Annotated in this window: 22 protein-coding genes and 1 pseudogene; 8 read left to right on the top strand and 15 right to left on the bottom strand. The window is 38.0% G+C overall.

Features of this window, described 5'->3' with window-relative positions:
- The first annotated feature begins 162 nt into the window (after positions 1 to 162).
- Positions 163 to 699, top strand: coding sequence for a cytochrome c (locus AA650_RS25030; RefSeq protein WP_053541090.1), 537 nt, complete (start codon positions 163 to 165; stop codon positions 697 to 699).
- A 268-nt stretch (positions 700 to 967) separates the two neighbouring features.
- On the top strand, positions 968 to 3,748 hold the full coding sequence (gene secA / locus AA650_RS25025) for a preprotein translocase subunit SecA (RefSeq protein ID WP_053541089.1): 2,781 nt from the start codon (positions 968 to 970) through the stop codon (positions 3,746 to 3,748).
- A 323-nt stretch (positions 3,749 to 4,071) separates the two neighbouring features.
- Here the strand turns inward: secA and AA650_RS25020 are convergent, their stop codons facing one another.
- Positions 4,072 to 4,650: a Uma2 family endonuclease gene (locus AA650_RS25020; protein ID WP_039204374.1), complete on the bottom strand. Its 579-nt coding sequence runs from the start codon at positions 4,648 to 4,650 to the stop codon at positions 4,072 to 4,074.
- Between the two features lie 25 nt (positions 4,651 to 4,675).
- Positions 4,676 to 5,260 (bottom strand): annotated as a pseudogene (locus AA650_RS25015) (Uma2 family endonuclease).
- 166 nt (positions 5,261 to 5,426) lie between these two features.
- Here AA650_RS25015 and gloA point away from each other — a divergent pair.
- The 3 genes from gloA (at position 5,427) to AA650_RS25000 (ending at position 9,318) form a co-directional block, all read left to right on the top strand.
- Positions 5,427 to 5,819: a lactoylglutathione lyase gene (gloA, locus tag AA650_RS25010; RefSeq protein ID WP_081424330.1), complete on the top strand. Its 393-nt coding sequence runs from the start codon at positions 5,427 to 5,429 to the stop codon at positions 5,817 to 5,819.
- A 92-nt stretch (positions 5,820 to 5,911) separates the two neighbouring features.
- Positions 5,912 to 8,530, top strand: coding sequence for an ATP-dependent chaperone ClpB (gene clpB, locus AA650_RS25005; RefSeq protein ID WP_053541087.1), 2,619 nt, complete (start codon positions 5,912 to 5,914; stop codon positions 8,528 to 8,530).
- Between the two features lie 158 nt (positions 8,531 to 8,688).
- Entirely contained in the window at positions 8,689 to 9,318 is a 630-nt protein-coding gene (locus AA650_RS25000) for a class I SAM-dependent methyltransferase (protein WP_039204377.1), read from the top strand.
- 156 nt (positions 9,319 to 9,474) lie between these two features.
- Here AA650_RS25000 and AA650_RS24995 read toward each other — a convergent pair whose 3' ends face one another.
- The 6 genes from AA650_RS24995 to AA650_RS24970 all read right to left on the bottom strand — a co-directional run bounded on the left by AA650_RS24995 (position 9,475) and on the right by AA650_RS24970 (position 15,262).
- Entirely contained in the window at positions 9,475 to 9,837 is a 363-nt protein-coding gene (locus AA650_RS24995; protein ID WP_053541086.1) for a hypothetical protein, read from the bottom strand.
- 371 nt (positions 9,838 to 10,208) lie between these two features.
- Positions 10,209 to 11,120, bottom strand: coding sequence for a DUF4351 domain-containing protein (locus tag AA650_RS24990; RefSeq protein WP_053541085.1), 912 nt, complete (start codon positions 11,118 to 11,120; stop codon positions 10,209 to 10,211).
- A gap of 739 nt (positions 11,121 to 11,859) precedes the next feature.
- Positions 11,860 to 13,968, bottom strand: a complete 2,109-nt coding sequence (locus AA650_RS24985; RefSeq protein ID WP_053541084.1) for a tetratricopeptide repeat protein — start codon at positions 13,966 to 13,968, stop codon at positions 11,860 to 11,862.
- A 177-nt stretch (positions 13,969 to 14,145) separates the two neighbouring features.
- Entirely contained in the window at positions 14,146 to 14,577 is a 432-nt protein-coding gene (locus tag AA650_RS24980; RefSeq protein ID WP_053541083.1) for a DUF29 family protein, read from the bottom strand.
- A gap of 26 nt (positions 14,578 to 14,603) precedes the next feature.
- A complete protein-coding gene (locus tag AA650_RS24975; RefSeq protein ID WP_053541082.1) occupies positions 14,604 to 14,861 on the bottom strand; it encodes a type II toxin-antitoxin system HicB family antitoxin in 258 nt (85 codons plus the stop codon).
- An 11-nt stretch (positions 14,862 to 14,872) separates the two neighbouring features.
- Positions 14,873 to 15,262: a hypothetical protein gene (locus tag AA650_RS24970; protein ID WP_053541081.1), complete on the bottom strand. Its 390-nt coding sequence runs from the start codon at positions 15,260 to 15,262 to the stop codon at positions 14,873 to 14,875.
- Between the two features lie 184 nt (positions 15,263 to 15,446).
- Between AA650_RS24970 and htpG the strand changes: the two genes are divergently transcribed.
- A complete protein-coding gene (htpG, locus tag AA650_RS24965) occupies positions 15,447 to 17,414 on the top strand; it encodes a molecular chaperone HtpG (RefSeq protein WP_053541080.1) in 1,968 nt (655 codons plus the stop codon).
- Positions 17,415 to 17,465: 51 nt separating this feature from the next.
- Here the strand turns inward: htpG and AA650_RS24960 are convergent, their stop codons facing one another.
- On the bottom strand, positions 17,466 to 17,717 hold the full coding sequence (locus AA650_RS24960) for a BrnA antitoxin family protein (protein ID WP_053541079.1): 252 nt from the start codon (positions 17,715 to 17,717) through the stop codon (positions 17,466 to 17,468).
- A complete protein-coding gene (locus tag AA650_RS24955) occupies positions 17,692 to 17,949 on the bottom strand; it encodes a BrnT family toxin (RefSeq protein WP_053541078.1) in 258 nt (85 codons plus the stop codon). Before AA650_RS24955 ends, AA650_RS24960 begins: the two co-directional genes overlap by 26 nt.
- A gap of 502 nt (positions 17,950 to 18,451) precedes the next feature.
- Between AA650_RS24955 and rpmB the strand changes: the two genes are divergently transcribed.
- Positions 18,452 to 18,688, top strand: a complete 237-nt coding sequence (gene rpmB, locus AA650_RS24950) for a 50S ribosomal protein L28 (protein WP_039202842.1) — start codon at positions 18,452 to 18,454, stop codon at positions 18,686 to 18,688.
- 127 nt (positions 18,689 to 18,815) lie between these two features.
- On the opposite strand, the gene AA650_RS24945 is transcribed toward rpmB, so the two are convergent.
- On the bottom strand, positions 18,816 to 19,715 hold the full coding sequence (locus AA650_RS24945; protein ID WP_053541077.1) for a metallophosphoesterase family protein: 900 nt from the start codon (positions 19,713 to 19,715) through the stop codon (positions 18,816 to 18,818).
- 211 nt (positions 19,716 to 19,926) lie between these two features.
- On the opposite strand from AA650_RS24945, the gene AA650_RS24940 reads away from it, so the two are divergent.
- Positions 19,927 to 20,772, top strand: coding sequence for a hypothetical protein (locus AA650_RS24940; protein WP_053541076.1), 846 nt, complete (start codon positions 19,927 to 19,929; stop codon positions 20,770 to 20,772).
- A gap of 174 nt (positions 20,773 to 20,946) precedes the next feature.
- Here the strand turns inward: AA650_RS24940 and AA650_RS24935 are convergent, their stop codons facing one another.
- From AA650_RS24935 to AA650_RS24920, 4 genes are all read right to left on the bottom strand, one after another.
- Positions 20,947 to 21,570, bottom strand: coding sequence for a 4Fe-4S single cluster domain-containing protein (locus AA650_RS24935; protein ID WP_053541075.1), 624 nt, complete (start codon positions 21,568 to 21,570; stop codon positions 20,947 to 20,949).
- A gap of 128 nt (positions 21,571 to 21,698) precedes the next feature.
- Complete coding sequence (locus AA650_RS24930; protein ID WP_053541074.1) at positions 21,699 to 22,217, bottom strand: hypothetical protein; 519 nt, start codon at positions 22,215 to 22,217, stop codon at positions 21,699 to 21,701.
- A gap of 440 nt (positions 22,218 to 22,657) precedes the next feature.
- Positions 22,658 to 23,401, bottom strand: coding sequence for a retron system putative HNH endonuclease (locus tag AA650_RS24925; RefSeq protein WP_053541073.1), 744 nt, complete (start codon positions 23,399 to 23,401; stop codon positions 22,658 to 22,660).
- Complete coding sequence (locus AA650_RS24920; RefSeq protein WP_053541072.1) at positions 23,398 to 24,729, bottom strand: AAA family ATPase; 1,332 nt, start codon at positions 24,727 to 24,729, stop codon at positions 23,398 to 23,400. The genes AA650_RS24925 and AA650_RS24920 overlap by 4 nt, the downstream gene beginning before the upstream one ends.
- Between the last annotated feature and the right edge of the window lie 37 nt (positions 24,730 to 24,766).

The following is a 24,766-nucleotide window of genomic DNA, read 5'->3' as shown; positions in this document are numbered from 1 at the left end:
TGTGTTCACCTACTTAGTTGTGCATAATTACGGGAGAAAGAAGAAGGAGTACAATTCTAGAGATTGCTATATTCTTGGATGTCCAGACGTTTGATTAAAAGTTTTTATAAGATTTTTCATATAAAAAACCATTTCTCAACGCAAAAGTAAATTGAGAACTTTATGCCAAATTTAGTTAAAAGTAAATCCCACCGCCGACTAAAACGCCAACTACTTATGGTGATGCTGGTGATTTTTGCTTGGAGTGTGGCTATAGGCTGGATATTGGGATTCGCCACTAGCGCCCACAGTGCAAACCCGGTGGACTCAATTGGGACTGTTGATGTCATACCAGCACAATATCAACCAGGACAAGAACTGTATTTAGAAAACTGCTCATCTTGTCACATCGCATTACCACCTGCTGTATTTCCTAGCCAAACTTGGAAAAATCTTTTACAGGACTCCCAGCACTATGGCGCACAAATTAAGCCCTTAGATAAGGTTTCACATTTCTTGGTATCAAAATATCTTTACACTTTTTCCCGTGTACAACTACAAGAGGAAGCAACACCCTATCGTCTCAAGGACTCTCGTTATTTTAAGGCTTTGCATCCCAGTGTGAAATTACCCAAACCTGTAACTATGAGTAGTTGTGTAAGTTGTCATATTGGGGCTGATAAGTATAATTTCCGCAGCCTCAGTGCAGAATGGGAGTAGAGTTAGGGGGCAGGGAGAAATAATTTAATGACAACTGACAACTGACTAATGACAACTGACGACTGACTAATGAAGCAGTTTAAATATTAAGATATTAATTGAAATCTATGATTGTATAAAGGCGACAGGTTTGCTTTCATTCGGTTTTTGAGTAAATTCTCATTTTACACCCATCCATAAGCAAAAGGGCTGGGTTACATTAAGTGTCTATAATCGAATAACCAAAGCTTTAATCTCCATTCCTCTTGATTTAATTCTATAAACTGCCATGCTAAAACTTTTGTTGGGCGATCCCAACGCTCGTAAACTTAAAAAATACCAACCTTACATTACAGAAATTAACCTCTTAGAGGAAGATATTAAGCCGCTATCTGATGAACAGTTAAAAGCTAAAACCGTCGAGTTTAAACAACGGTTGGCTAAAGGCGAAACTCTAGATGATATTTTACCGGAAGCCTTTGCTGTGGTTCGGGAATCGGGGCGGCGTGTCTTAGGATTGCGACATTTTGATGTGCAATTACAGGGTGGGATAATTCTGCATACCGGACAAATTGCCGAAATGAAAACTGGTGAGGGGAAAACTTTGGTAGCGACTTTACCAAGTTATTTAAATGCCCTGACTGGTAAGGGCGCCCACGTAATTACTGTGAATGATTACCTGGCGCGTCGGGACGCGGAATGGATGGGTCAGGTACACAGGTTTTTGGGGTTAAGTGTGGGGCTAATTCAGTCCACTATGACCCCCAGCGAGCGCCAAAAAAATTATGCGTGTGATATTACCTATGTCACCAATAGCGAGATTGGCTTTGATTATCTCCGGGATAATATGGCTACATCTATGGCTGAGGTGGTGCAACGTCCGTTTAATTTCTGTGTGATTGACGAGGTAGACTCGATTTTAGTTGATGAGGCGCGAACTCCATTAATTATTTCTGGTCAGGTGGAAAGACCGACAGAAAAATACCTCCAAGCGGCGGAAATTGCTTTTAGTCTCAAAAAAGATGAGCATTACGAAGTTAATGAAAAGGATCGTAACGTTCTCTTGACAGATGAGGGTTTTGCTGAATCGGAAAATCAGTTGGGTGTGACAGATTTATTTGACCCGGAAGACCCTTGGGCGCATTTTATGTTTAATGCGATTAAAGCTAAGGAATTGTTTCTCAAGGATGTAAATTATATTGTCCGCAATGATGAAGTGGTGATTGTGGATGAGTTTACAGGTCGGGTATTACCGGGCAGACGGTGGAGTGATGGGTTGCATCAGGCAATTGAAGCGAAGGAACACGTAGAAATTCAGCCAGAAACCCAAACTTTGGCGACAATTACCTATCAAAACTTATTTTTGCTGTATCCCAAGTTGGGGGGAATGACGGGAACGGCGAAAACGGAAGAGGTAGAATTTGAAAAGATTTACAAACGAGAAGTCACGATTATTCCCACTAACCGGATTAGAAGACGGGAAGACTTGTCTGATATGGTGTTTAAGACTGAACCAGGGAAGTGGAGAGCGATCGCTAAAGAATGTGCTGAAATGCACGAAAATGGTAGACCTGTGTTAGTGGGGACAACCAGTGTCGAAAAATCCGAACTTCTCAGCCGACTCCTCAAGGAAATAGATATTCCCCATGAGTTGCTTAACGCTAGACCAGAAAATGTGGAACGGGAAGCGGAAATTATTGCCCAAGCTGGACGCAGTGGGGCTGTAACTATCGCTACCAACATGGCAGGACGGGGTACAGATATTATCCTGGGTGGTAATTCCGAGTATATGGCGCGGTTGAAACTACGGGAATACTTTATGCCCCGCATTGTCAGCCCTGAAGATGATGAATTTGGCGTACAAAGGGCTTCGGGACTACCTATGGGTGGTAGCGGTGGTGGACAAGGCTTTGTTCCTGGTAAAAAGGTGAAAACTTGGCGGGCTTCTCCAGAAATTTTTCCCACTCAATTAACCAAGGAAACAGAACAGCTTTTAAAAGCGGCTGTAGAGGTGGCTGTTAAGGCTTACGGTGAACGGAGTTTACCGGAGTTGGAAGCAGAAGATAAGGTGGCTGTGGCGGCGGAAAAAGCCCCGACAGATGATGTGGTAATTCAGAAGTTGCGGGAAGCTTACCAGCAGGTTAAGCATGAATATGAAGAATTTACTGTCCGCGAACATGATCAAGTGGTGGAACGTGGCGGTTTGCACGTTATTGGAACAGAACGTCACGAATCAAGACGGATTGACAATCAATTACGCGGACGGGCGGGAAGACAAGGCGACCCAGGAACTACCAGATTTTTCCTCAGTTTAGAGGATAACCTATTACGAATCTTTGGGGGCGATCGCGTTGCCGGCTTGATGAATGCGTTTCAAGTGGAAGAAGATATGCCCATTGAGTCGGGAATGTTAACCCGCAGCTTAGAGGGCGCACAGAAAAAGGTCGAAACCTATTACTACGACATCCGTAAACAGGTGTTTGAGTATGACGAGGTGATGAATAACCAACGTCGGGCGATCTATGCGGAACGTCGCCGGGTATTGGAAGGTCAAGACTTGAAGGAACAGGTGGTTAAATACGCGGAAAAAACGATGGATGACATTGTTGATTATTACATCAACCCTGATTTACCTTCGGAAGAATGGGAATTGGATAAGTTGGTGGATAAGGTGAAGGAGTTTGTTTACCTGTTGGCTGATATGCAGTCTAGCCAGTTGGAGGATATGGTGGTGGTGGAAATTAAGGCTTTCCTCCATGAACAGGCGCGAATTGCCTATGATATGAAGGAATCACAAATTGACCAAATTCAACCAGGTTTAATGCGTCAAGCGGAACGGTTCTTTATTCTCCAACGCATAGATACTTTATGGCGGGAGCATCTGCAACAAATGGATGCTTTGCGTGAGTCGGTTGGCTTGCGTGGTTATGGGCAAAAAGACCCGCTGATTGAGTATAAGAGTGAGGGTTATGAGTTGTTCTTGGATATGATGGTGAATATCCGCCGTGATGTGGTTTATTCTCTGTTTATGTTCCAGCCTCAAGCGCAGCAAACTGCTGAGATGGTTTAAGGTAATATTTTCACGCGGAGACGCAGAGAGTTTTTTCTGCGTCTTTGTTTTAGGGACTTCCAAGAAATAAATTATCCTGATTAACGAACCACGGAGGCGCAGAGGACACAGAGGAATAAGGGTTTTGAGATATTTTTGCGTTAGGTGGTTTATCGGTTGTCAAGAGATTGCTTCCTTTCACTCGCAATTTTATCACTAAGTAGGTTGGCGTTGAAAATTGTCGTTATGGCAAGGCAAAAGGCAAGAGGCAAGAGGCAAGAGTGAAGAGGGTTTAGGCGATTTTACATTTCTTTACACAGTTTGGTTTTATTGTGTTCACCTACTTACCAAATTTTACTCATATTCAACACAAACCTCGGTAAAATAGGATCACAACTCACAGTATCAGGATTTTCTAAACACTCTTCTACTTGTCCAGGACGATAAATATAAACTCGGCGATTTTTGCGGTCAATTAATAAACCTAATTGGATTCCTGGTTCTTGTATATATTCCTGCATTTTATCCTTTAAAGGCTGCAAGTTATCAGAAGCAGACCTTAATTCAATCACAAAATCAGGACAAATAGGTGCAAACTTCTCTTGTTGTGCAGGTGTAAGTTGATTCCATCTTTCTAACTTTACCCAAGCAGCATCAGGAGAACGTTTCGCACCTGTAGACAGTGTAAATCCTGTACTAGAAGAAAATGCTATTCCTGTACCATCTTCATCTGTCCAATTCATTAATTGTTGGATAATTCTACCTTCTCGATTTCCTGTTTCTGAACCTGCGGGTGACATAATTGATATATCTCCAAATCTATTTTTCTCAATCCGTAAATCACGGTTTAGTTGACAAAATTCAAAAAATTGATCATCTGTCATTGATGAAGGCATTTGTAACATTAAGGGAGATGAAAGCATAATAATTTCCTTCCGTTTATTTGGTTTACCAAATTTTATTCATATCCAAAATAAATCCTGATAAAACAGATTCACAACTCACAGTATCAGGATTTTCTAAACATTCCTCTATTTCTCCAGGATGATAAATATAAACTCGGCGATTTTTACGGTCAATTAATAAACCTAATTGGATTCCTGGTTCTTGCATATATTCCTGCATTTTATCTTTTAAAGGCCGCAAATTATCAGAAGCAGACCTTAATTCAATCACAAAATCAGGACAAATAGGTGCAAACTTCTTTTGTTGTGCAGGTGTAAGTTGATTCCATCTTTCTAATTTTATCCAGGAAGCATCAGGAGAACGTATTGCACCTGTGGAAAGTGTAAATCCCGCACTGGAAGAAAAGCCAATTCCTGAACCATTTTCATCTGATCAAATTGCTCACTGTCCAATAATATGAAATTCTCGATTTCCCGTTTCTGAATCAACAGGTGGCATAATTAATATATTTCCGAATTCATTCCTCTCAATGCGTAAATCACGGTTTTCTTGACAGAAATCAAAAAATTGATCATCTGTCATTTGCACTGATGAGGGAAAATGCAATATCAAAGGTGATGAAATCATAATTATTTCTTCCATCTGAAATTAAAATCAATTTTACCACAAGCCGTTGCTGAAATTAGTTAATATATAGTTACCAACGGTTGAGCAATTAAAAGCAGAATTAAACGCAGATTTCGTGGAAATTCCCTATAGAATATAAGATACAGGAATTAAACAAAGGGTAAATATGCGATTACTACATACAATGCTGCGGGTAGGTAATTTAGGAGAGTCCTTAACATTTTACTGTGATGTATTGGGAATGAAGTTACTCCGCCGGAAAGATTATCCAGCGGGAGAATTTACCCTGGCTTTTGTCGGTTATGGAGAAGAAAGTGATCATTCAGTTTTAGAACTCACCCACAACTGGGGCGTAGAAAAGTATGATTTAGGTAGCGCCTATGGTCATATCGCTTTGGGTGTGCATGATATTTACGCTACCTGTGAGACTATTGGAAAACTGGGTGGTAAAGTAGTCCGAGAACCAGGACCTATGAAACATGGTTCAACAGTAATTGCTTTTGTGGAAGACCCAGATGGTTATAAAGTTGAATTGATTCAGTTAAAAACTCCAGAATGATTTAGGGTAGAGGGTAAGAAGAGAACTTCTTTACCCATTACCCAAATCCCTCCTAAACTTAAATTACAAGTCTAAAATCTAAAATTTTACAAATGCAGCCTACAGATCCTGATAAATTTACTGATACAGCCTGGGAAGCGGTAACAAAATCCCAAGACGTGGTTCGTGCTTATAAACAACAACAATTAGAAGTTGAACATTTAATTCTCGCCCTTTTAGAAGAACCCACAAGCCTAGCTACAGCCATTCTCACCCGTGCAGAAGTTGATTCTGTGCGATTCAAACAACAACTAGAGGCTTTTACCCAACGTCAACCCAAAGTTGGTAAAAGTGATCAACTTTACCTGGGGCGGAATTTAGATTTACTTTTAGATAAAGCTAATGAAATTAGAGCCAAAATGAGAGAGGAGGAAATCTCAGAAGGGCATATAATTCTAGCGTTTGGTAATGATGAACGTGTTGGTAGACGGTTATTTAAAAGCTTAAATATAGATATTGCTCAAGTAGAACTTGGGGTTAAATCTGTTCGCGCTACTCCCAAAATCAAAGCATCTCCAAAAGCAGAAGCAGATGTACAAGAGGAAGCTTTAAAAAGATTTGGACGAGATTTAACGGAACAAGCTAAAGCAGGAAAATTAGATCCAGTTATTGGTAGAGATGATGAAATTCGCCGGGTAATTCAGGTTTTATCTCGTCGTAGCAAAAATAACCCTGTGTTAATTGGTGAGCCGGGAGTTGGCAAAACTGCGATCGCTGAAGCTTTAGCCCAAAGAATGGTGAATGGTGACGTTCCTGAGTCTTTAAAGAATCGCCAATTGATTTCCTTGGATATCGGTAGTTTGATTGCAGGAGCAAAATACAGAGGTGAATTTGAAGACCGTTTAAAGAATGTCCTCCGTGAGGTTACGGAATCAAACGGGCAAGTAGTTTTATTTATTGATGAACTACATACCGTTGTCGGGGCTGGTTCTAATCAACAAGGGTCAATGGATGCCGGAAATTTGCTTAAACCTATGTTGGCGCGGGGCGAGTTGCGTTGTATTGGTGCAACTACCTTAGATGAATATCGCAAATTTATTGAAAAAGATGCAGCATTAGAAAGAAGATTTCAACAAGTATATGTAGATCAACCGACAGTAGAAAATACAATTTCGATTTTGCGAGGTTTAAAAGAACGTTATGAAGTGCATCATAATGTTAAAATTTCCGATTCCGCTTTAGTTGCTGCTGCAACTTTATCAGCGCGTTATATTGCCGATAGATTTCTACCAGACAAAGCTATTGACTTAGTTGATGAAGCCGCAGCGAAATTAAAAATGGAGATTACATCCAAACCGGCGGAATTAGAAACCATTGACCGGCGCTTAATGCAGCTAGAAATGGAAAAGCTGTCATTATCTGGAGAAGAACAGAGTATTTCTCCAACTAGAGAACGATTAGAACGAATTGAACAAGAAATTGCCAGTTTAACAGTTAAACAGCAAATATTTAATGAACAATGGCAAGGGGAAAAGCAGATTTTAGAATCTATCAGCGGGTTAAAGAAAGAAGAAGATGCCATGCGGGTGCAAATTGAACAAGCAGAACGAGACTATGATTTAAACAAAGCCGCTCAATTGAAGTACGGTAAGTTAGAAGGTGTGCAACGAGAACGAGAAGTTAAAGAAGCGAAACTTTTAGAAATGCAAACTCAAGGTTCGACTTTGTTGCGCGAACAAGTCACCGAAGCCGATATTGCCGAAATTGTCGCTAAATGGACAGGAATCCCTGTAAATCGGCTTTTAGAATCCGAACGGCAAAAATTACTAAAATTAGAAAGTCATTTACACGAACGGGTAATTGGTCAAGAAGAAGCCGTTTCCGCCGTCTCTGCGGCGATTCGTCGCGCCCGTGCGGGGATGAAAGACCCCTCTCGTCCCATCGGTTCATTCTTGTTTATGGGACCAACTGGAGTGGGTAAAACCGAACTCGCCCGCGCCTTAGCTCAATTTCTCTTTGATTCGGATGATGCTTTAGTGCGTTTGGATATGTCCGAATATATGGAAAAACACTCAGTTTCCCGCCTAGTGGGTGCGCCTCCTGGATATGTGGGTTATGAAGAAGGGGGACAACTTTCCGAAGCGATTCGCAGACATCCTTATTCTGTGGTGCTGTTAGATGAAGTAGAAAAAGCCCATCCCGATGTATTTAATATTTTGTTGCAGGTATTGGATGATGGTAGAGTTACTGATTCCCAAGGACGGGCTGTAGATTTTCGGAATACTGTCATAGTTATGACTAGCAACATTGGTAGTGAACATATTTTGGATGTATCTGGGGATGATTCCAAGTATGATTTAATGCGTAATAAGGTGATGGAAGGTTTGCGAAGTCACTTCCGTCCCGAATTTCTCAACCGCATAGATGACTTAATTCTTTTCCACGCTCTTAATCGTTCAGAAATGGGGCATATTATCCGTATTCAACTTAAACGGGTGGAAAATCTGCTCAAAGAACAAAAAATCTCTTTCGAGATATCTCAAGCCGCTTGTGATCATCTTGTGGAAGCTGGTTATGATCCAGTTTATGGCGCACGTCCATTAAAACGCTCAATTCAACGAGAGGTAGAAAATCCTCTGGCTACGAAGTTACTGGAAAATACTTTTGTTTCTGGTGATACTATCATCATTGATAAGGCTGAAACTGGGTTAAGTTTTAGTAAAAAAGTTTAGGCGTTGCTGAATGAAAGTATGAATTTGTCAGGCTTCGCCCCGCTTCGCTAACACGCAGAGGCGCAAAGAGTTTGAGAAAGGGAATTTTTAGTTTTCATACCGCCATTATCCAACGCTAAACTTTAAATGAATTTTCATTAGTAAATAGGGGGCTTTCTATGGAATTGATTTCTTCGTTAGGGATTACAAGTTCGCAATATCTTTCCAAGGAAAGATTTATTAGTTATCATCATCAGTCGCGGTTATTGTTTTCCTTGGGTAGTCAGGTTAAAAATGTTCTAGAAATTGGTATTTTTAATTCTTTGCTTACAGAAATACTCCGACAAAGTAATTATAATGTAACTACTGCGGATATTGATCCTAGTCTCAAACCAGATATAATCTTGGATTTGACGGCGGACTTTATACTACCAAAAGATAAGTTTGATGCAATTGTTCTGTTTCAGGTATTAGAACATTTCCCTTACGAAAAATCTGAATTAGCATTGCAAAAACTCGCCGCAGTTACTAAGAAATATTTGGTAATTTCGATTCCCAATACTACTCAATATCTGTCATTGCAAATCAAAACTTCTTTTCTACTTAAAGCCAGACATTTACTCTGGGAAATTCCCCAATTTTGGAGTACAACACCACTTTGTGATGAACATTATTGGGAATTGGGATTGAAAGGATATCCTAAAAAGCGGTTTTTGGAATCTGTTGCTAAAGCTGGTTTGATAGTGAGGGAAGAATATGTTGATCCTACTTTCCCATATCACTACTTTTTGATCTTAGAAAAAATATAAGTGCGATCGCTTGTCTAATACCAATTCTGTATAAAGATGCCCCAAATTTAGAAAGGAACGAACCACAGAGGCACAGAGAACACAGAGGAGGAAAAGACAAGGTTACAAAATTCAACGCAGCTTCATAAAGAAATGGTATAAGATCATGAGAATATCCTACTCGGTTTTCTTTTTGGTGGGACGTTTCCGTTCTGATTTCTTCTTGAAACCTACTGCTTGGGCTGCATCACTATCTGACCCAAATTGACCTTTTACTGCTTCTTTCATGGCTAAAACAGCATTATGGAACTCCCATTCTGCTTGTTTGGCTGCGTCTGCGGAGGCTTTAAATAATGCTTGTTTTTCGGTTTCTTCTTGTTGTCTTGTCACCATTTCTGCATAAGCTTTTTGTAATGCTTCCGGTGTGGCTGCTACACGAGCAGTGGTATAACCAGAGACGGCTTTGAGTCCGTTGTAAGAATCTATGTCTTGCTGGAGGTTGCTAGGGGTGATGCGGCGACTAGTATCTGGGGCTGGCATGATAACTTTGTTGTTAAAAATATTTGTATCAGTTTACTATACAATGTTTATTTATGGCAAGACGTTATTTAGATTTTTTATTTGAGTAGATTTGGATTGCTAAACAATGCTTATGTATTGATATCTAATATTTTTGTTTTTTATGCAATGCTTAAAGAATAAATGACAATGGTTTAAAATTGCAATTTAATCTTTTTAGCATTGCTAACATTAAGTCATCAGCTAAGTAGGTTAGCATTGAAAATTGTCGTTATGGCAAGGCAAGAGGCAAGAGGCAAGAGGCAAGAGTGAAGAGGGTTTGAGCGATTTTACTTTTCGTTACATATTACTCTTCGAGAAGCCGCTTCGCGTCTACGGTTTTTTCCGTTCACCTACTTATCTGTTTCTTGTGGTTTCTGTTGCTTTAACCAAGTTTCTAAATCAGCAACTTGTGAAAAATCTAACAAAGCATCTGCTAAATTTTCCAGTTGTTCTATAGACAATGATTGAACTTGCTCGATTAATGATAATTTAATTTCACCAAATCGGCGATTTATTAGCCGTAAAACTAGACGTTCTTCTCCTTTTTGTTCTCCTTCTAGTCTAGCTTGTTCTTTATCTCGTTGATAAAATGGTGCTAACCGCATAATTAACTCCTTATCTTCTGGTTCTGAACTTTTATTGATCTGTAAAGTCTGTTGGAGGTTGTAAAGCAATTCTAACGTTGCTTGTTGGAATGGGTAATTAGTTGGTAATGTTTCTAATTCATCAATTGCTCTTTTTTGTACTGTTTCCCGTCCTAATAGTCTTAACCATAGGGTTTCGGGTGTACGTGGTAATTGATGAATGGCGACAATGGCTGTATTCAAGTAATCTGCTAAAAAGTAGATTCCTGCTGGCCAATTGGGGTTTTCTATGGCTCTAAAGCCCGATAATAGGGTTTGTGATGCTGTTGGTGTCAGAACCCATAGTTTAGGTGTTTCTATGGTAGCTATGGGGTTTTTATTCCGTTTTGCTTCTCGTTGTAATGCACCTCTCACTTCTAATGATTTTAACAAACAATCACAGATTTCTTCTTTGCTTGCTGGATTGCGAAAGGGTTCAAAGATAGCAGGTGTAGCTGCTAGTTTACCTAACAATCCTAATATCTCGATGTCGGCGGTTTGTGTGCTGACGGGGGAAAATAATACATCTATTTCCCTGATTTCTCCAGCTAAATGGCTGGGGGCTTCAACTTGTCCAAAGGGTTTTAGTAGTTCTTCTAAATAGTCTTTGGCGAATTGGTCATGGATAAAGCGGGTCACAGTTGGTTTTGTAAGAATATTTAAGATAGTTCTTCCTTATCAAGTTCAGGATAACATATTTTAAATGAGATGTCAATAGTTTTATTACCTTTTTTGGGCGATGCTTTTAAGGTGTTAGGAGTTAATGTTTTATTGGGTTGGCAAATAGGGTTATTATTTTTTTCTCACGCAGAGACGCAGAGGCACGGAGAGTTAAATTGTCTGTTTGCGAGATAGTTCTTCCTTATCAAGTTCAGGATAACATATTTTAAATAGGAAGTCAATAGCTTTATTATGTTTTTTTTGCGATGAGTTATGAATGGATGATGAAAATATTTTTCTGGATTGTTATCTGATGCTTTAGGAATAATTGTCTGAATCAGGATGTCCAGGATTATAGGATTTGCAGGATTATATGTATAAGAGTCATTATTGTGGATGATTTATGGGTTTTACTTTAATTATTGCGTTATTTTCTATCTAAGCAGTTTTATATTTATGGGTTTAGTAGTTGTTCTCAATGGGTTTTGGTGAGTTAATGATGAGTTACGCAAAGCAAAATTAGTTTTGTGAGAGTTTCCCACAAAATCGCACTATATTTAGTTAACTCAAGCATGATCTTCTTCAGGATTTTAGTAATTTATCAAGTAATTTGACACTTATAATCCTGTACATCCTTAAATCCTGGACATCCTGATTCTGACAATTTTATGATTGCATTGCAAACCTGTTTTTATGTATTGCTATCCGATGCTTTTGGTTATTGGTGCAAAGACTCTCGAATAGATAACAATAAATCAGGATCACTTTCTATCTGTTCTAGTAATGCTAATGCTATTTCTGTATTTAGTTCGGGAAGGTTTGCTCGTTGAGCAAGTGCGTCAAGAACAGCAAATAATGTATCTTTTTTGCAATGCAAAAAGCTCATTACGTATAAGGTTTTTACCATAAGTGCTGCGTTTTGCGTATTGGGGTGTTGATTTCCTAATACTTTTTGATATATTGCTAATGCTTTGTTAAATAATTTTTCAGCTTCTTTATATTTATTTTGTGCTTCATATAAAAATGCAAAATTGTAATAGCTTTGTGCTACGTCAGAATGTTCTGTACCGAGTTGAAATTTACGTATTTCTAAAGACTGAAGATAGTAAAGTGCTGCTTTATTATATCGTCCTTGATTTTTATAAAGTAATGCTAAATTATGAAGACTTTGTGCAACATCAATATGACTTGTACCTAATTGGCGTTTTCTAATTCTTAAAGATAGGCGATATAAAGATTCTGCTTTAATGTAACGTCTTTGGCAATGGTGCAATAATGCTAAATTATTAAGACTTTGAGCTACATCAAGATTATCTGTACCTAGTTGGTGTTTTCTGATTTCTAAAGACTGACAACAGAAAGATTCTGCTTTAATATAAAGTCCTTGGCAACTATACATTAATCCTAACTCATTTAAAATTTTTGCAACATCAAGATGATCTGTACCTAGTTGGCATTTTTTTATTTCTAAAGACTGACGATAGAGAGGTTCTGCTTTATTGTGTTCTCCTTGAGAATGGTATAACCGTGCTAAACCATTTAAACTGTAAGCAAATTTAATATCTTCTTTGTTTTCACACCAACCAATTATCTTTTTTAAATGTGGTTCAATTAAATTGAATGTTATTAAATTGATTGGTTGATTGATATTACTAGCAACAATGGCAAAAATATCACAATATGCTTGTTTAATTTGGCTGTAATCAGAATGTTGTTTCAGATGTTCACTAAAATAGTCGTGAATAAGCAAATGTAAATTATAAATATTTTTTTCAACAGTTATCACTAGATGCCGTTTTATTAAATATTTTAACCAACGGTCTTTTAAATTATCCTCATTAAATAATTCACCTTGCAACTGTTGATAAATAGCTGTAACAAAATCCCAACGAATAGGAAAAGGTGCAAAAGCAGCCAACACACAAGCGAGATATTTAGCTTCTGGTTTTAATTCATCCCAACTTAAATCAAATGCAGCTTGTAACCCTCTTTGTGCTTGTATTCCTCCTGGAACGTCTTCTGGTGACAGTGCAGGATGTTTAACTTTTTCTTGCAACTTACCACGCATTGCTAACAGTGATAAATCCTGATAGTCTTCATCATCTAAATAATATGCCACCAATTCTAAAGCTAAAGGCAAATATCCCAACTCATAACAAAGTAGTTTAGCCTGTTTTGGTTCTGCATCAATTCGTGATTGTCCAATAATTGAGGCTAATAAATCTACTGCTGCTGCTTCTGACAATACTTGTAATTCTAACTTTTCCGCAATGCGTTTATCTGGTGTTTCCCGCGAAGTCATCAACAACCGCAGGGAAACTAAATCTGCTGGTGGTAAATAGGTTTTGATATTATCAGCTAACCCAGATACATCATCAAGAATCAATAATACATTTTCTGTTTGGTATTTCCATTGTTGCCAACAAGCCGTTACCATTTGTTGAGTAGATAAATTTGCTGGTAATTCGGCTTTAAATCTCCATTTAGTCAAAGCGATAATTTCCGCAGCCATATTTTGCCTATCTCTGGCATCAATATAATAGATTCCACCAGTAAAGAATGATGTACATTCTGTTAAATTGGCATATTCTCGCACCAGTCCAGTTTTCCCAACTCCTCCCATTCCAGAAACAACACAAACGTTTTTACCACTTTGCAATAATTCATGGAGTTCTTCTAATTTTTTTTCTCGTCCAAACAGTCCACCCTCACGGGGTTGAGGTAGTTTGAAAGGGTTTCCTTGTAGTTGTGTGGGTTGAGAAGAAAAGAAGTTATTTATAACATTACCTTGTCCGTCTTGTTGGATATTTATTTGTTTGTCAATCATTTTTTATTTACCATTGCTGCTAGTTTATCTAGTTATCTCGTTCCCAGTCTCAGACTGGGAATGCTATCATTGAGGCTCTGTCTCTGCTATTATTGAAGTCAGAGACTTCTAGAATTCATTCCCATACAGAGTATGGGAACGAGAAACAAAGTATAACAACGAGAAAATTATTGTTGTCTATATGACATTTTCTAAGATTAAAGCAATAGCTTGTTGTAATATCATTTCCTTATCTACCATTGCTGCTAATTCTTCGGTTTCATATTTACCTTCAAATGCTTCTTTTGCTGCACCATTCAATGATAATTCATAAGCATCTTCTAAAGTTTCTCGCAATTCTTCACTTGTAAAGTACATTCCCCCAGCTTTACGACGTTTGTTTGTGCGTTGAATTTCTTTCACTGCATTAGCAATAGACAAATCCCATGATCTAGTTGTTCGTTTTTCCGCAGCTTGCTTAATTAGATGCAGAAGAATAATTTTGCCAAAACTAAAAATCTTATTCAGTTTATCATCTTTGCTCATTTCAGTCATCTCTTCAACTAGCAGCAATGCACCAGGAATATTGCCATTAATCAGCAATTGTTGAAGTTCTAGTAATTCTTCCATAACTCAAACCTCCTGAATTAAATTTCTCACTTTAAAACTTCTACCCCAATATGGGTTAGATAAAATTCCTCACCCTCTGACTCACGTAAAGCATCCAAATAAGCATCAATACCACGAGGTGGGGGAATTGATGTACTATCTTGAAGATGGAAAACTAAAGCTGAACGCATATTCTCTAACGTTGTTTCCAATGTCTCCCCCGTAGCAATACAACCCCAAACATCAGGAGAGTATGCGGAAAATCCTGTTTCAGTTCTTTCTAAAACGATCAGATACTTATCCATATAATATAAGTTCAGAAGTTACTAAAGGTATTATGCTGAGTATTGCCTGTACCAGCTTGGGAAATATTAATCTGTTTACCAATAATATTAATTGTGCCACCAGCTTTCACCGCTTGATACTTTTCCTGAAATGTGGTATTTTCCTCTGTGTCAGCAGTAGCAACTAATTCCGCAAAAATCGGATTTGAGGGAATTTGTTGTAAAACTTCTGAATTGAGAGATAATACTTCTGGATTCCCTGCTGCTAACGCTGCTGCTGTTTCTGGGGAATGCTTGCGAATGACAGCAAGCGCTTCACCAACCTTTTGCATGAAAAAATCACTAAAATTTTCACCCTGTTTCTGTAACACTCCAGTGAGAAATATGGTAGTAATGGCAGTAGCTAAAGTTATCGGTTCCATAGAATTATTCCTCAAGATAGTTGAATATACTTAATTTTTATTATAAATGCCTAAAACCATCAACAATAATCCTGGTAGTGTAATCCGAATCATAATGAAGAGGTATTCCTGACCCCAAAAGCGATAAAATCACCGAAAATTGATTTTCATAAAATATATCTGCAAGTAAAACCGACGGATAACTATGTTAGAACAAGGCAATATCAGTATTCATACCGATAATATTTTCCCGATTATCAAGAAGTCTCTCTACTCAGATCATCAAATCTTCTTGCGGGAACTGGTATCCAACGGGGTAGACGCTATCCAAAAGTTAAACATGGTATCCCGCGCTGGGGAATACAATGGCGAAATTGGTGAACCGGAAATTACAATTAGCATTGATAAAGACAACAAAACTCTCTCAATAGCTGATAATGGCATTGGCATGACAGCAGAGGAAGTAAAAAAATACATTAACCAAGTTGCTTTCTCCAGTGCTGAAGAATTTATTGACAAGTATGAAGGTAAGGCAGATCAACCGATTATCGGTCATTTCGGTTTGGGTTTCTACTCATCCTTCATGGTAGCAAAGCAAGTAGAAATTGATACTTTATCTTACCAGGAAGGCGCACAAGCCGTGCGTTGGACTTGTGATGGTTCACCCAAATTTATTTTAGATGAATCTTCCCGCACCAGTCGCGGAACTACGATTATCCTCAGATTAGAAGGGGAAGAAGAGGAATTTTTAGAACCAGCACGAATTAGGAATCTTGTCAAGACTTACTGCGATTTCATGTCAGTTCCCATTAAAATGGATGGGGAAGTTTTAAATAAACAAAAAGCTGCATGGCGGGAATCTCCCACTAATCTCACCAAGGAAGATTATTTAGAGTTTTACCGCTATTTGTATCCTTTCCAAGAAGAACCTTTGCTGTGGGTGCATTTGAATACAGATTATCCCTTTGTGATTAACGGGATTTTGTATTTCCCGAAAATGCGTCCTGATGTAGATGTCACCAAGGGACAAATTAAGTTATTCTGCAATCAGGTGTTTGTCAGTGACAACTGTGAGGAAATTATTCCCCAGTTTTTAATGCCCATGCGGGGCGTGATTGATAGCACTGATATACCTTTGAACGTTTCTCGAAGTGCATTACAAGGCGATCGCACTATTAAGAGAATAGGAGATTATATAGCCAAAAAAGTCGGCGATAGACTCAAAGAATTATACCGTGATAACCGCGAACAATACGTAACAGCCTGGAAAGACTTGGGAACATTCGTGAAATTTGGCGTTCTCAACGATGATAAATTCAAAAAACAAGTTGAAGACATCATCATCTTCCGCAGTACAGCCAAATTAGAAGCCCCTGTAGCCGACACCGCAGCCGTTGAAGTTCAATCTGCTGACGGTGATGTTTGGCAAGATGTTACCCCAGCAAACGCGACTAGCATCCCCTACACCACGCTGAAAGAATACCTAGAACGGAACAAAGAACGTCACGAAAACAAGGTATTCTACAGCACCGATGCAGCTACTCAATCCACATACATAGAACTGCACAAAAATCAAGGTTTAGAAGTCCTCTTTATGGACTCCTTCATTGATACCCACTTCATTAACTTCCTAGAACAAGAATATCGGGATGTTAAATTTACACGGGTAGACTCTGACCTCGATAACACTCTTCTCGATGACAAAACCAGCGAAATTGTTGACCCCACCACCAACAAGACCAAAGGAGAAGTCATTAAAGAACTATTTGAGAAAGCCCTCAACAAGCCAAAACTCAACATCCGCACCGAGTCCTTAAAATCAGACGACCCACAGGGAACACCACCTGCAATGGTGTTATTACCCGAATTTCTGCGGCGGATGCGAGAAATGAGTGCTATGATGCAGCAGCAAACCGTCGAATTCCCCGAAGAACATATTTTACTAGTAAATACTGCTCACCCGTTAATTCAAAACTTGGTTAATCTCAGTCAAGGTAGTATTATTCAGGGTGATGGGGAGTCACAATCTAGCCAATTAGTTAATATGATGTGTCAGCACGTTTATGATTTGGCACTTATATCGCAAAAAGGCTTTGATGCAGATGGGATGAAATCCTTTGTAGAACGTTCCAATGACGTACTCACCAAGCTAACAGAACAAGCCAGCAAGTAAACAGCCAGATAACCGACTTCTCGGAGAAGTCGGTTGTAACACTTTATTTTTTTAGAGATTTTCTTGATGGTTAATATAAGAACGCAGCACAGTATTAATCATTGATTGATAGCCTTTTCCCTGGTGTTTAAACCATTCTAAAACGTCACTATCTAAGCGAATGGAAATAGCTTTTTTAGTAATAGGTTTCACCATTTTAGCGGTTTGCCAAAAGTTATCATCTAATTCGGGAATATCAGAAGTATCAATAGCAGAATCTGGGATATTTTGGATTTCTTCAAGACGTTGCGGCGAGATATTCATAGTATTGTCTCCTTTCTTTAGGGGTGGCTTTTCGGGCTGAAATTAGACGGATTTTACCGTTTATTTCGGTATGGACTACGGTAACAACAATAATTCCTTGTATTGCACCAATAGTAATTTCTCTAATTTCTTCATCATAGTCAAATCGTTCATCAATTGACGTAAAAACGATTCCCTGAAAAATTTCTTGTGCTTCCTCAAAGCTAAGGAACGCAAATTTAATAACCTGCAATTCTGATGTAACCTGGAATGGTGCGTTACGCTGTCGCTAACACACCCTACTTTTGCACCTTATTTAATTCACATTCCTAAGTCCATGTTTTTTGTGATTGTGTTGATTTTTATGTTCGTCCCATTCAAATTCCATTTACTTTATAAATACATTTTGTATATACACAAGAATAACACAAGTAATCAAAAGTCAAGATTAAGAGGGTGTTTGAAAAGTTATGGTTGATGTATCAAATATTTTTTACCCCACCCTAACCCTCCCCTTGTAAAGGGGAGGGAACTGGATTTTTATTGTTTCCCCCCTTTACAAGGGGGGACTAAGGGGGGTAGCAATGTGATGAAAATTACGGAATACCACTTTTCAAACATCCTCTAAGATTTTCTCAAAAGGTCGGTAATGCTTGCCATAATTCCCCAGATACTAGATAATTATTCTTTTTCCCGAACTTGTTGAGATATAATGGGAAGGTTGTCTTAAAATAGAACTCTAGGAGATATTTATTATGTCCCGTCGTTGTGAACTAACTGGTAAAAAAGCCAATAACGCTTGTTCCGTTTCCCACTCTAACCGTCACACCAAGCGTCTACAGCACGTTAATCTGCAAACAAAGCGGGTTTGGTGGCCTGCTGGTAACCGTTGGGTAAAATTGAAACTTTCCACCAAAGCCATCAAAACCTTAGAATTTAAAGGTTTAGACGCAATGGCAAAAGAAGCAGGAATCAACCTCAACCATTACTAAATAGTAGGGAACAGGGAACAGGGAACAGGGAACAGGAAATAGGGGGAGGAAAAGTTCTTTGATATTGATTATTCTTCTTTCTTCCTCCTGACTCGTTCTTTCTTCTCCTGACTCCTGACTCCTTTCATTAAACACTATTTAATTTAATTACACCCTGATCAAAAACGCGATTATTAGTACCAATAGCACTCACTTCCATTCTATCTGCATACACATCATAGGCAGCAAAACTCAAATCACTGGTTGAATATTCTGTCCATTGAGAACGACCAACTGGACGATTACCAGCACCAGCACCACAGATTAAATAGGTAGTTCCATTAATAGCGCGAGTTCGTTCATAATTATGTTCATGACCATTGATATAAAGTTGAACATTGTATTTTTTAAATAGAGGAGTAAAGGTTTTAATAAAACTTGTATTATTTCCATAATGACCAGACGAATAAATCGGATGATGACCAAAGACAACTTTCCAAGGTGCTTTACTCAGACTTAATTCTTTATCTAACCAAATTAATTGATTTTTCCAATCAGCATTACCATTAGTATCTAACGCAAAAAACTGAACTTTATTTTGACTAAATGTGTAATAACGTCCCTGCATATTAAAACCAGGATATTTAACTTGGGGAACACCATTATCAGTGCGAATATCATGATTGCCTAAACAAGCATGAAACTTGACACCATTTTTTAGTAAAGGTTGATAGGGACGTTCAAAAACTTCATTTATTTTCTCAATTTCCCCATTATTGTAGATGTTATCACCAGCTAAAACTACCAAATTATAAGGATTTTGCTGATGATAAAAATTCATAGCATTTGCTACAGCATATTGTCCTTTAGTCCCAGTTCCTGTATCAGCAACGGAGACAAAACGCAATAATAAATCTTTTTTGACTGGTTTAGCTGCTGTTGCTGATTGTATGAGAGAATTTGAATTTGACAATTTCCCACTCAAAAATCCAGATGCTATGGTGCTGATTCCACTTAAAAACAAAAATTGACGGCGGTTAATATTCATATTTTATTAAAATGGCACAATAGATGATTATAGTCACAATACGTTTTCTACATTTCAATACCTTGTCCATTTTTCGTAGGTTGGGTTAAGCGATCGCGCAACCCAACGCATTTGTTGGGTTTCGTACCTCAACCCAACCTACAAATCAAGACTTTTTCCAATTTGGACAAGGTATTGATATTTTTGATTCGCTAATTTGGGTAAAAGTTCCATGTCAGGAGAAAAACGTAGAAAACCAAGAAGTGAACCCGCACCTACACTCTATCAAAAAAATCAACCAATTTGGAAAACGGCAATTATCCAAGTTTTGCGGGGAACGATTGGTGTTTTAGAAACTACAGTAGTTAAACTGGAGACAGAAACACCCGCTGATACTCAGAAAAAAACTAATTTTTTATGGCGTTGGGATGGATTTTTAAGGACATTCCGCTTATTTCTACCATCAAATATATCTAATAATGTATCAGATACGGTGCTGACAGGGATTTTTGCAGTAATTTTTGTGGTGACAATAGGAATAACTACATTTATGTTTATTCCTAAATCTGTGGAAGTCGCAACTGTTCCCCCGGTAGAAGAGGTTATCCCACCAAAATCAGTTATAGAACCAGAACCAACTCCCACCCCAGTTATAGAACCTGAAGTCATACCAACCCCCACCCCAGTTGTTGAACCGGAAGTCATACCAACTCCGGTTATAGAAACTGAAACTACCCCAACTCCAGTTATCGAATTAACACCTGAACAAGCTTTACTAGCAGCAATTGAAAATCAGTTTTCAGATATTACCATTGCTGTTAAAAATACGCAGGATAAAAATATTATTTCTCAACTCATAAAACCTCTTCAAGCTAATTTCCGTACCAGCGATTTAACTGTGAAAATTAGCGATATTTGGTATAACCTGGAAAAATCTCAACAGGACAAACTAGCAGCGGATATATTACAACGTTCCCAAGAACTTAATTTTATCCATTTAGAAGTTGTTGATTTTCAAGAGAAAATAATTGCCCGTAGTCCAGTTGTGGGTAATAAAATGATAGTTTTTAAACGTTGAAATTTTATAGACTTTTTTCACTGAGAGAGACTGAAAAACAAACTTACAGCAATTCTCGTTCTTATGAAACACAATGGAGGGCGCAGGCCCTGCGCCCCTACGGGTTTGGTGATAAAAAACTGTACTTCATAACATTAGAAAGTGCTGTATCTTGATTTTTCAGCCTCCCTAAAATTAGCTTAATTCCAATAAACCTTGATAACCTGTAACAATACGATTACCATCTTTGAGAATGTGGACTTCAATTTGATCACTAGCCCAAGTAATTTTATCTGCAAATTCTGGATTAAAGATATTGACTTTTTGATTACTAGAAGAAACGGGAGAATCAGGAGAATTAATTGCTAGAGATTTGACAAAAGGACCATCAATCAAAATATCTAATTCTGCCAATAATTCTTTTGCACCAGGAGGTGCGGAATCAGATTGTAATTGCTGGAGTGTGAAACCAGTAAAAGACATGATATTTAAACCCGCTGCTTTTAATTTTTTCGCTAAAATTGTTAGTGCAGGTGCTTGCCAAAATGGTTCACCACCGGAAAAAGTTACACCCGTATTCTGGGGATTTTTGAGAATACTTTCAGCGAGGGTATCAATAGCAACTAAATCATTAATCTCAAATGCCCAGGAGTCAGGATTAAAGCAACCAGAACACTCACGGTTACAACCTTGTACCCAGACAACAGCCCGACAACCGGGTCCATTAACTTCTGATTGGTCAACATAACCCATAATATTCAGATAACCGGGGGGGATGTCCGCGAGTGCTAGAGATGGGTTCATGGGCTTAGTTTCCATCTTTTCTCAACTCCTTTTCAACTTTTCCTATTACTTGCTAATATAGCGAGACTCGGAACAAGTGTGGAGAAAGAAAATATAAGCTTTTTGAAGTTTGATTATTTTGTACAGTCAACCTTTAGGTTTTTTTAAGCTTTTGCCCAGGAGGGGATGAATGAACGCGCAGCAGCGATCGCATGAAAGAATGCAAATATCCTGTGGCTGGCTTGACCATGATCCCGGCATTTTTGCAAGTCGAAAGACCGTAATTCTTTTTCGATGACGTTTTCGACATCAGCAGCTAAATTTAACCTACCTTCATTGAGATAACATTCGGTGAGAAACAGTAATTTCTCAACATTAATTTCATTGGTTTCCCATTGAATTTCAATAGGAAACTCATAATTTTTGTCTAATGTTCCCCCACTGTAAACGTTTTCCATGAGTTTATTGCCGATAATATATTTAACTTTATGGGTGTTAGCCAGTTCTATTAAATCATTAGCAGTTGGCTTCAATCCTAGACGACGACGGAAAACGGAATCAATAATTTCATATTTACTATTGTCTGGAAATACTGTGACAACCACTGCCGCAATTCCTTCTGTATTTCCATAACATCCGATGATGTTTTGACTTTCTTCACCGTGAACAAATAAGATATCCATAATATGCACCAACTAAATTAATAAGAGGGAATCGAGTTGATAAGATTCTCGCAGATGAGACGCAATACTTGTCGGTCAAGGAAATGTAGGTTGGGTTGAGCGACAGCGAAACCCAACAAAATCCCTGATAATGTTGGGTTATGGCTGATGCCTCCGGCGATAGCGAAGCGCTGCTGCAAGCAGTTCGCAGGGATACGCCACACTATGGCTATAATCTATCAGACTTTTTTCCAGAATTGTAACTTTGTTCAAAAAAAAGCACCTTTTTATCAATAGATTAATTTTAGATTAATTACAAATTAAAATCTATTTCTTTAGATAGATGAAAGGGCAGATTTTATTTTGTTTAATCAAACGTTGCTCAATTAACATATTTTTGACATCTCGTCGCAGGAGTCAGATCCCCGACTTCTTTAAGAAGTCGGGGATCTTATTTATTGTTAACCTGAATAATAAATATTCATAAGATGTCGTTCTGCACCTGCACCTAAAACCCAGCGAATAGTTGTAAAAAACGGATGCCAATTGTCTGTACCATTACCAAAATATTCGGCTGCAACTTTCTCTTCTAAATCATTTATATCAATTGTCTCATCATCAAGTTCTTTTTCTATTTCGTCAATTACAACTAATCGTTGATCTTTCAATCTTTGGACATTAAGTTCCAGAGTATCAATAGTAAATTGAACATTTTCTATAGGAATACCAGAATCTTCACAAGCTTTTTTATCAGGTCTAATTTCACCATCTTTACTACTGAATTTAAATAGACGTAATGTTGGTAAATTCAGAGGATTTAATAATCTACCATCAGGTATGTCACCATCCTTCTTTTTGCCACAACATGGTAAATCTTTCAGTAGTTGTGGATTTTCCAAGTCTTCATCTTTCATTCCACCTGGAGGAAGACAGATAGCAAGCATATTTTGCCAATCTAGATCATGATTATTTTCTTTTGTTGATTGGTTACGAGGAATAAAATGTTCTACAGAACGATTTTTCTCATGAAGGGACATTTCACAATAGGCACAAAGTCCCTTTTGATCAGTCGCTAAAGTGTCACGAATTGCATTCAAAGTTTCTCGGTTCTTTTTTAAATCACTCCATCGCTTTATCTGTAAAGAAAATCGCCCTTTATACTTTTTAAGTTCCTCTGGTTCTGGGGATTTCAGCACTTTTTTCACACCGCATTCCTCCGTTCCAATTTGCGGATTTGCATATCTGCTCTAGTCATATCTGGATCATAAGATTCCCAGTGTTGTAATTCTTGTCTGAGGCGTTTTGCTTCTTCTAATTGACCATTATCAATTGCTTCAAAAAGGCGTGTCAGTGTTCTTGATTCTTCCGTATCTGGTCTTAAATCACTCAACCCTAAAACATATCTGACAATATCTGAACTTTTCATCCCCTTGGTAGGTGATGGACATTCCTTGATTTGATAATCTTCTAATATCTTCACCTGATTTTGTTTAACTGTTGTTACAACTTCGGGACTGTGAGTAGTGGCGATAATTTGAGTGTTGGGAAATACCTTTTTTAAATCAGGAATAATATTTTGTTGCCACGTTGGATGTAAATGTAAATCTAACTCATCAATCATCAAAATGGCTTCTGCTGATAATGGGTTTTCCATGTGTGGGTTTGCTTGTGCTAAACGCCGCGCAAAATCCATCACCAACGCTAACATATTGCGATAACCTGCACTTAATTGACTAAGTAAAAGTTCTCGTTTTTCTCCTGTTTCCATTGTCCACTCAACCATCAATTTTGCAGATGTTGCACCTGAAAAATAAACGCGAGCATTAGGAGCAATAATAGTAGAAATAGCTTTTCGTATTTGCTTTAAATCTGGAAGTTCAAAGTTAATATCTTTTTGATTTTTTCCCTCTCTCAATTCTTCATACTCACGCCAAAAAAACCAAGTGGCTAAATCAGTAAAATTAGCTGTTGCACTTAAAGCATTTTTTAAAGAATCAAATCTATCTAAAGGTAGATTGGAAATATTTTCTTGGTATTCAAGATTAGTTAAATTACGATCACTTTTATAATAACCTATGACAGAAAGCTCAGATTTTGGGTCATTTTTCAAAGTATCACATTTATTTTGCAACTCAGCAAAAAACTCCTTATTTGCTTCTTCTGATAAAGATATACCTGTGACTGCTGTAGAAATATCTTCCTTGTTATAAATAAACTTTTTTTCGTAGACTATTCTCCAATCTAAAAAATCTGTAGTTGATACAGTAAATTCTGCATAATGTTTTTGTTGATTTTCTTTTTGTTTGACTGAAAAATCTTCTTGTGAAAAAGGGTTAGTTTGTTGATATCTTATACTTTCAATTAGCTGAATACAACGTATATATGAAGCAAACATTGCCGCAGCAATACCATCCAATAACGCACTCTTACCTGATCCATTATTGCCAACAAAAATATTGATATCGGGATCTAAATTAACTTCCAAATGCTCAAAGCAGCGGAAGTTTTTGATAATGACTTTTTGAATGTGCATTGATTTATTGTTACAGTTGATTTTATTTTAACATATT

Origin of the sequence: Anabaena sp. WA102 (assembly GCF_001277295.1) — a bacterium.
In the GTDB taxonomy this organism is placed as follows: domain Bacteria; phylum Cyanobacteriota; class Cyanobacteriia; order Cyanobacteriales; family Nostocaceae; genus Dolichospermum; species Dolichospermum heterosporum.
Note: the sequence above shows the minus strand (reverse complement) of the source record. Positions and strands in the feature narration are given on the sequence as shown.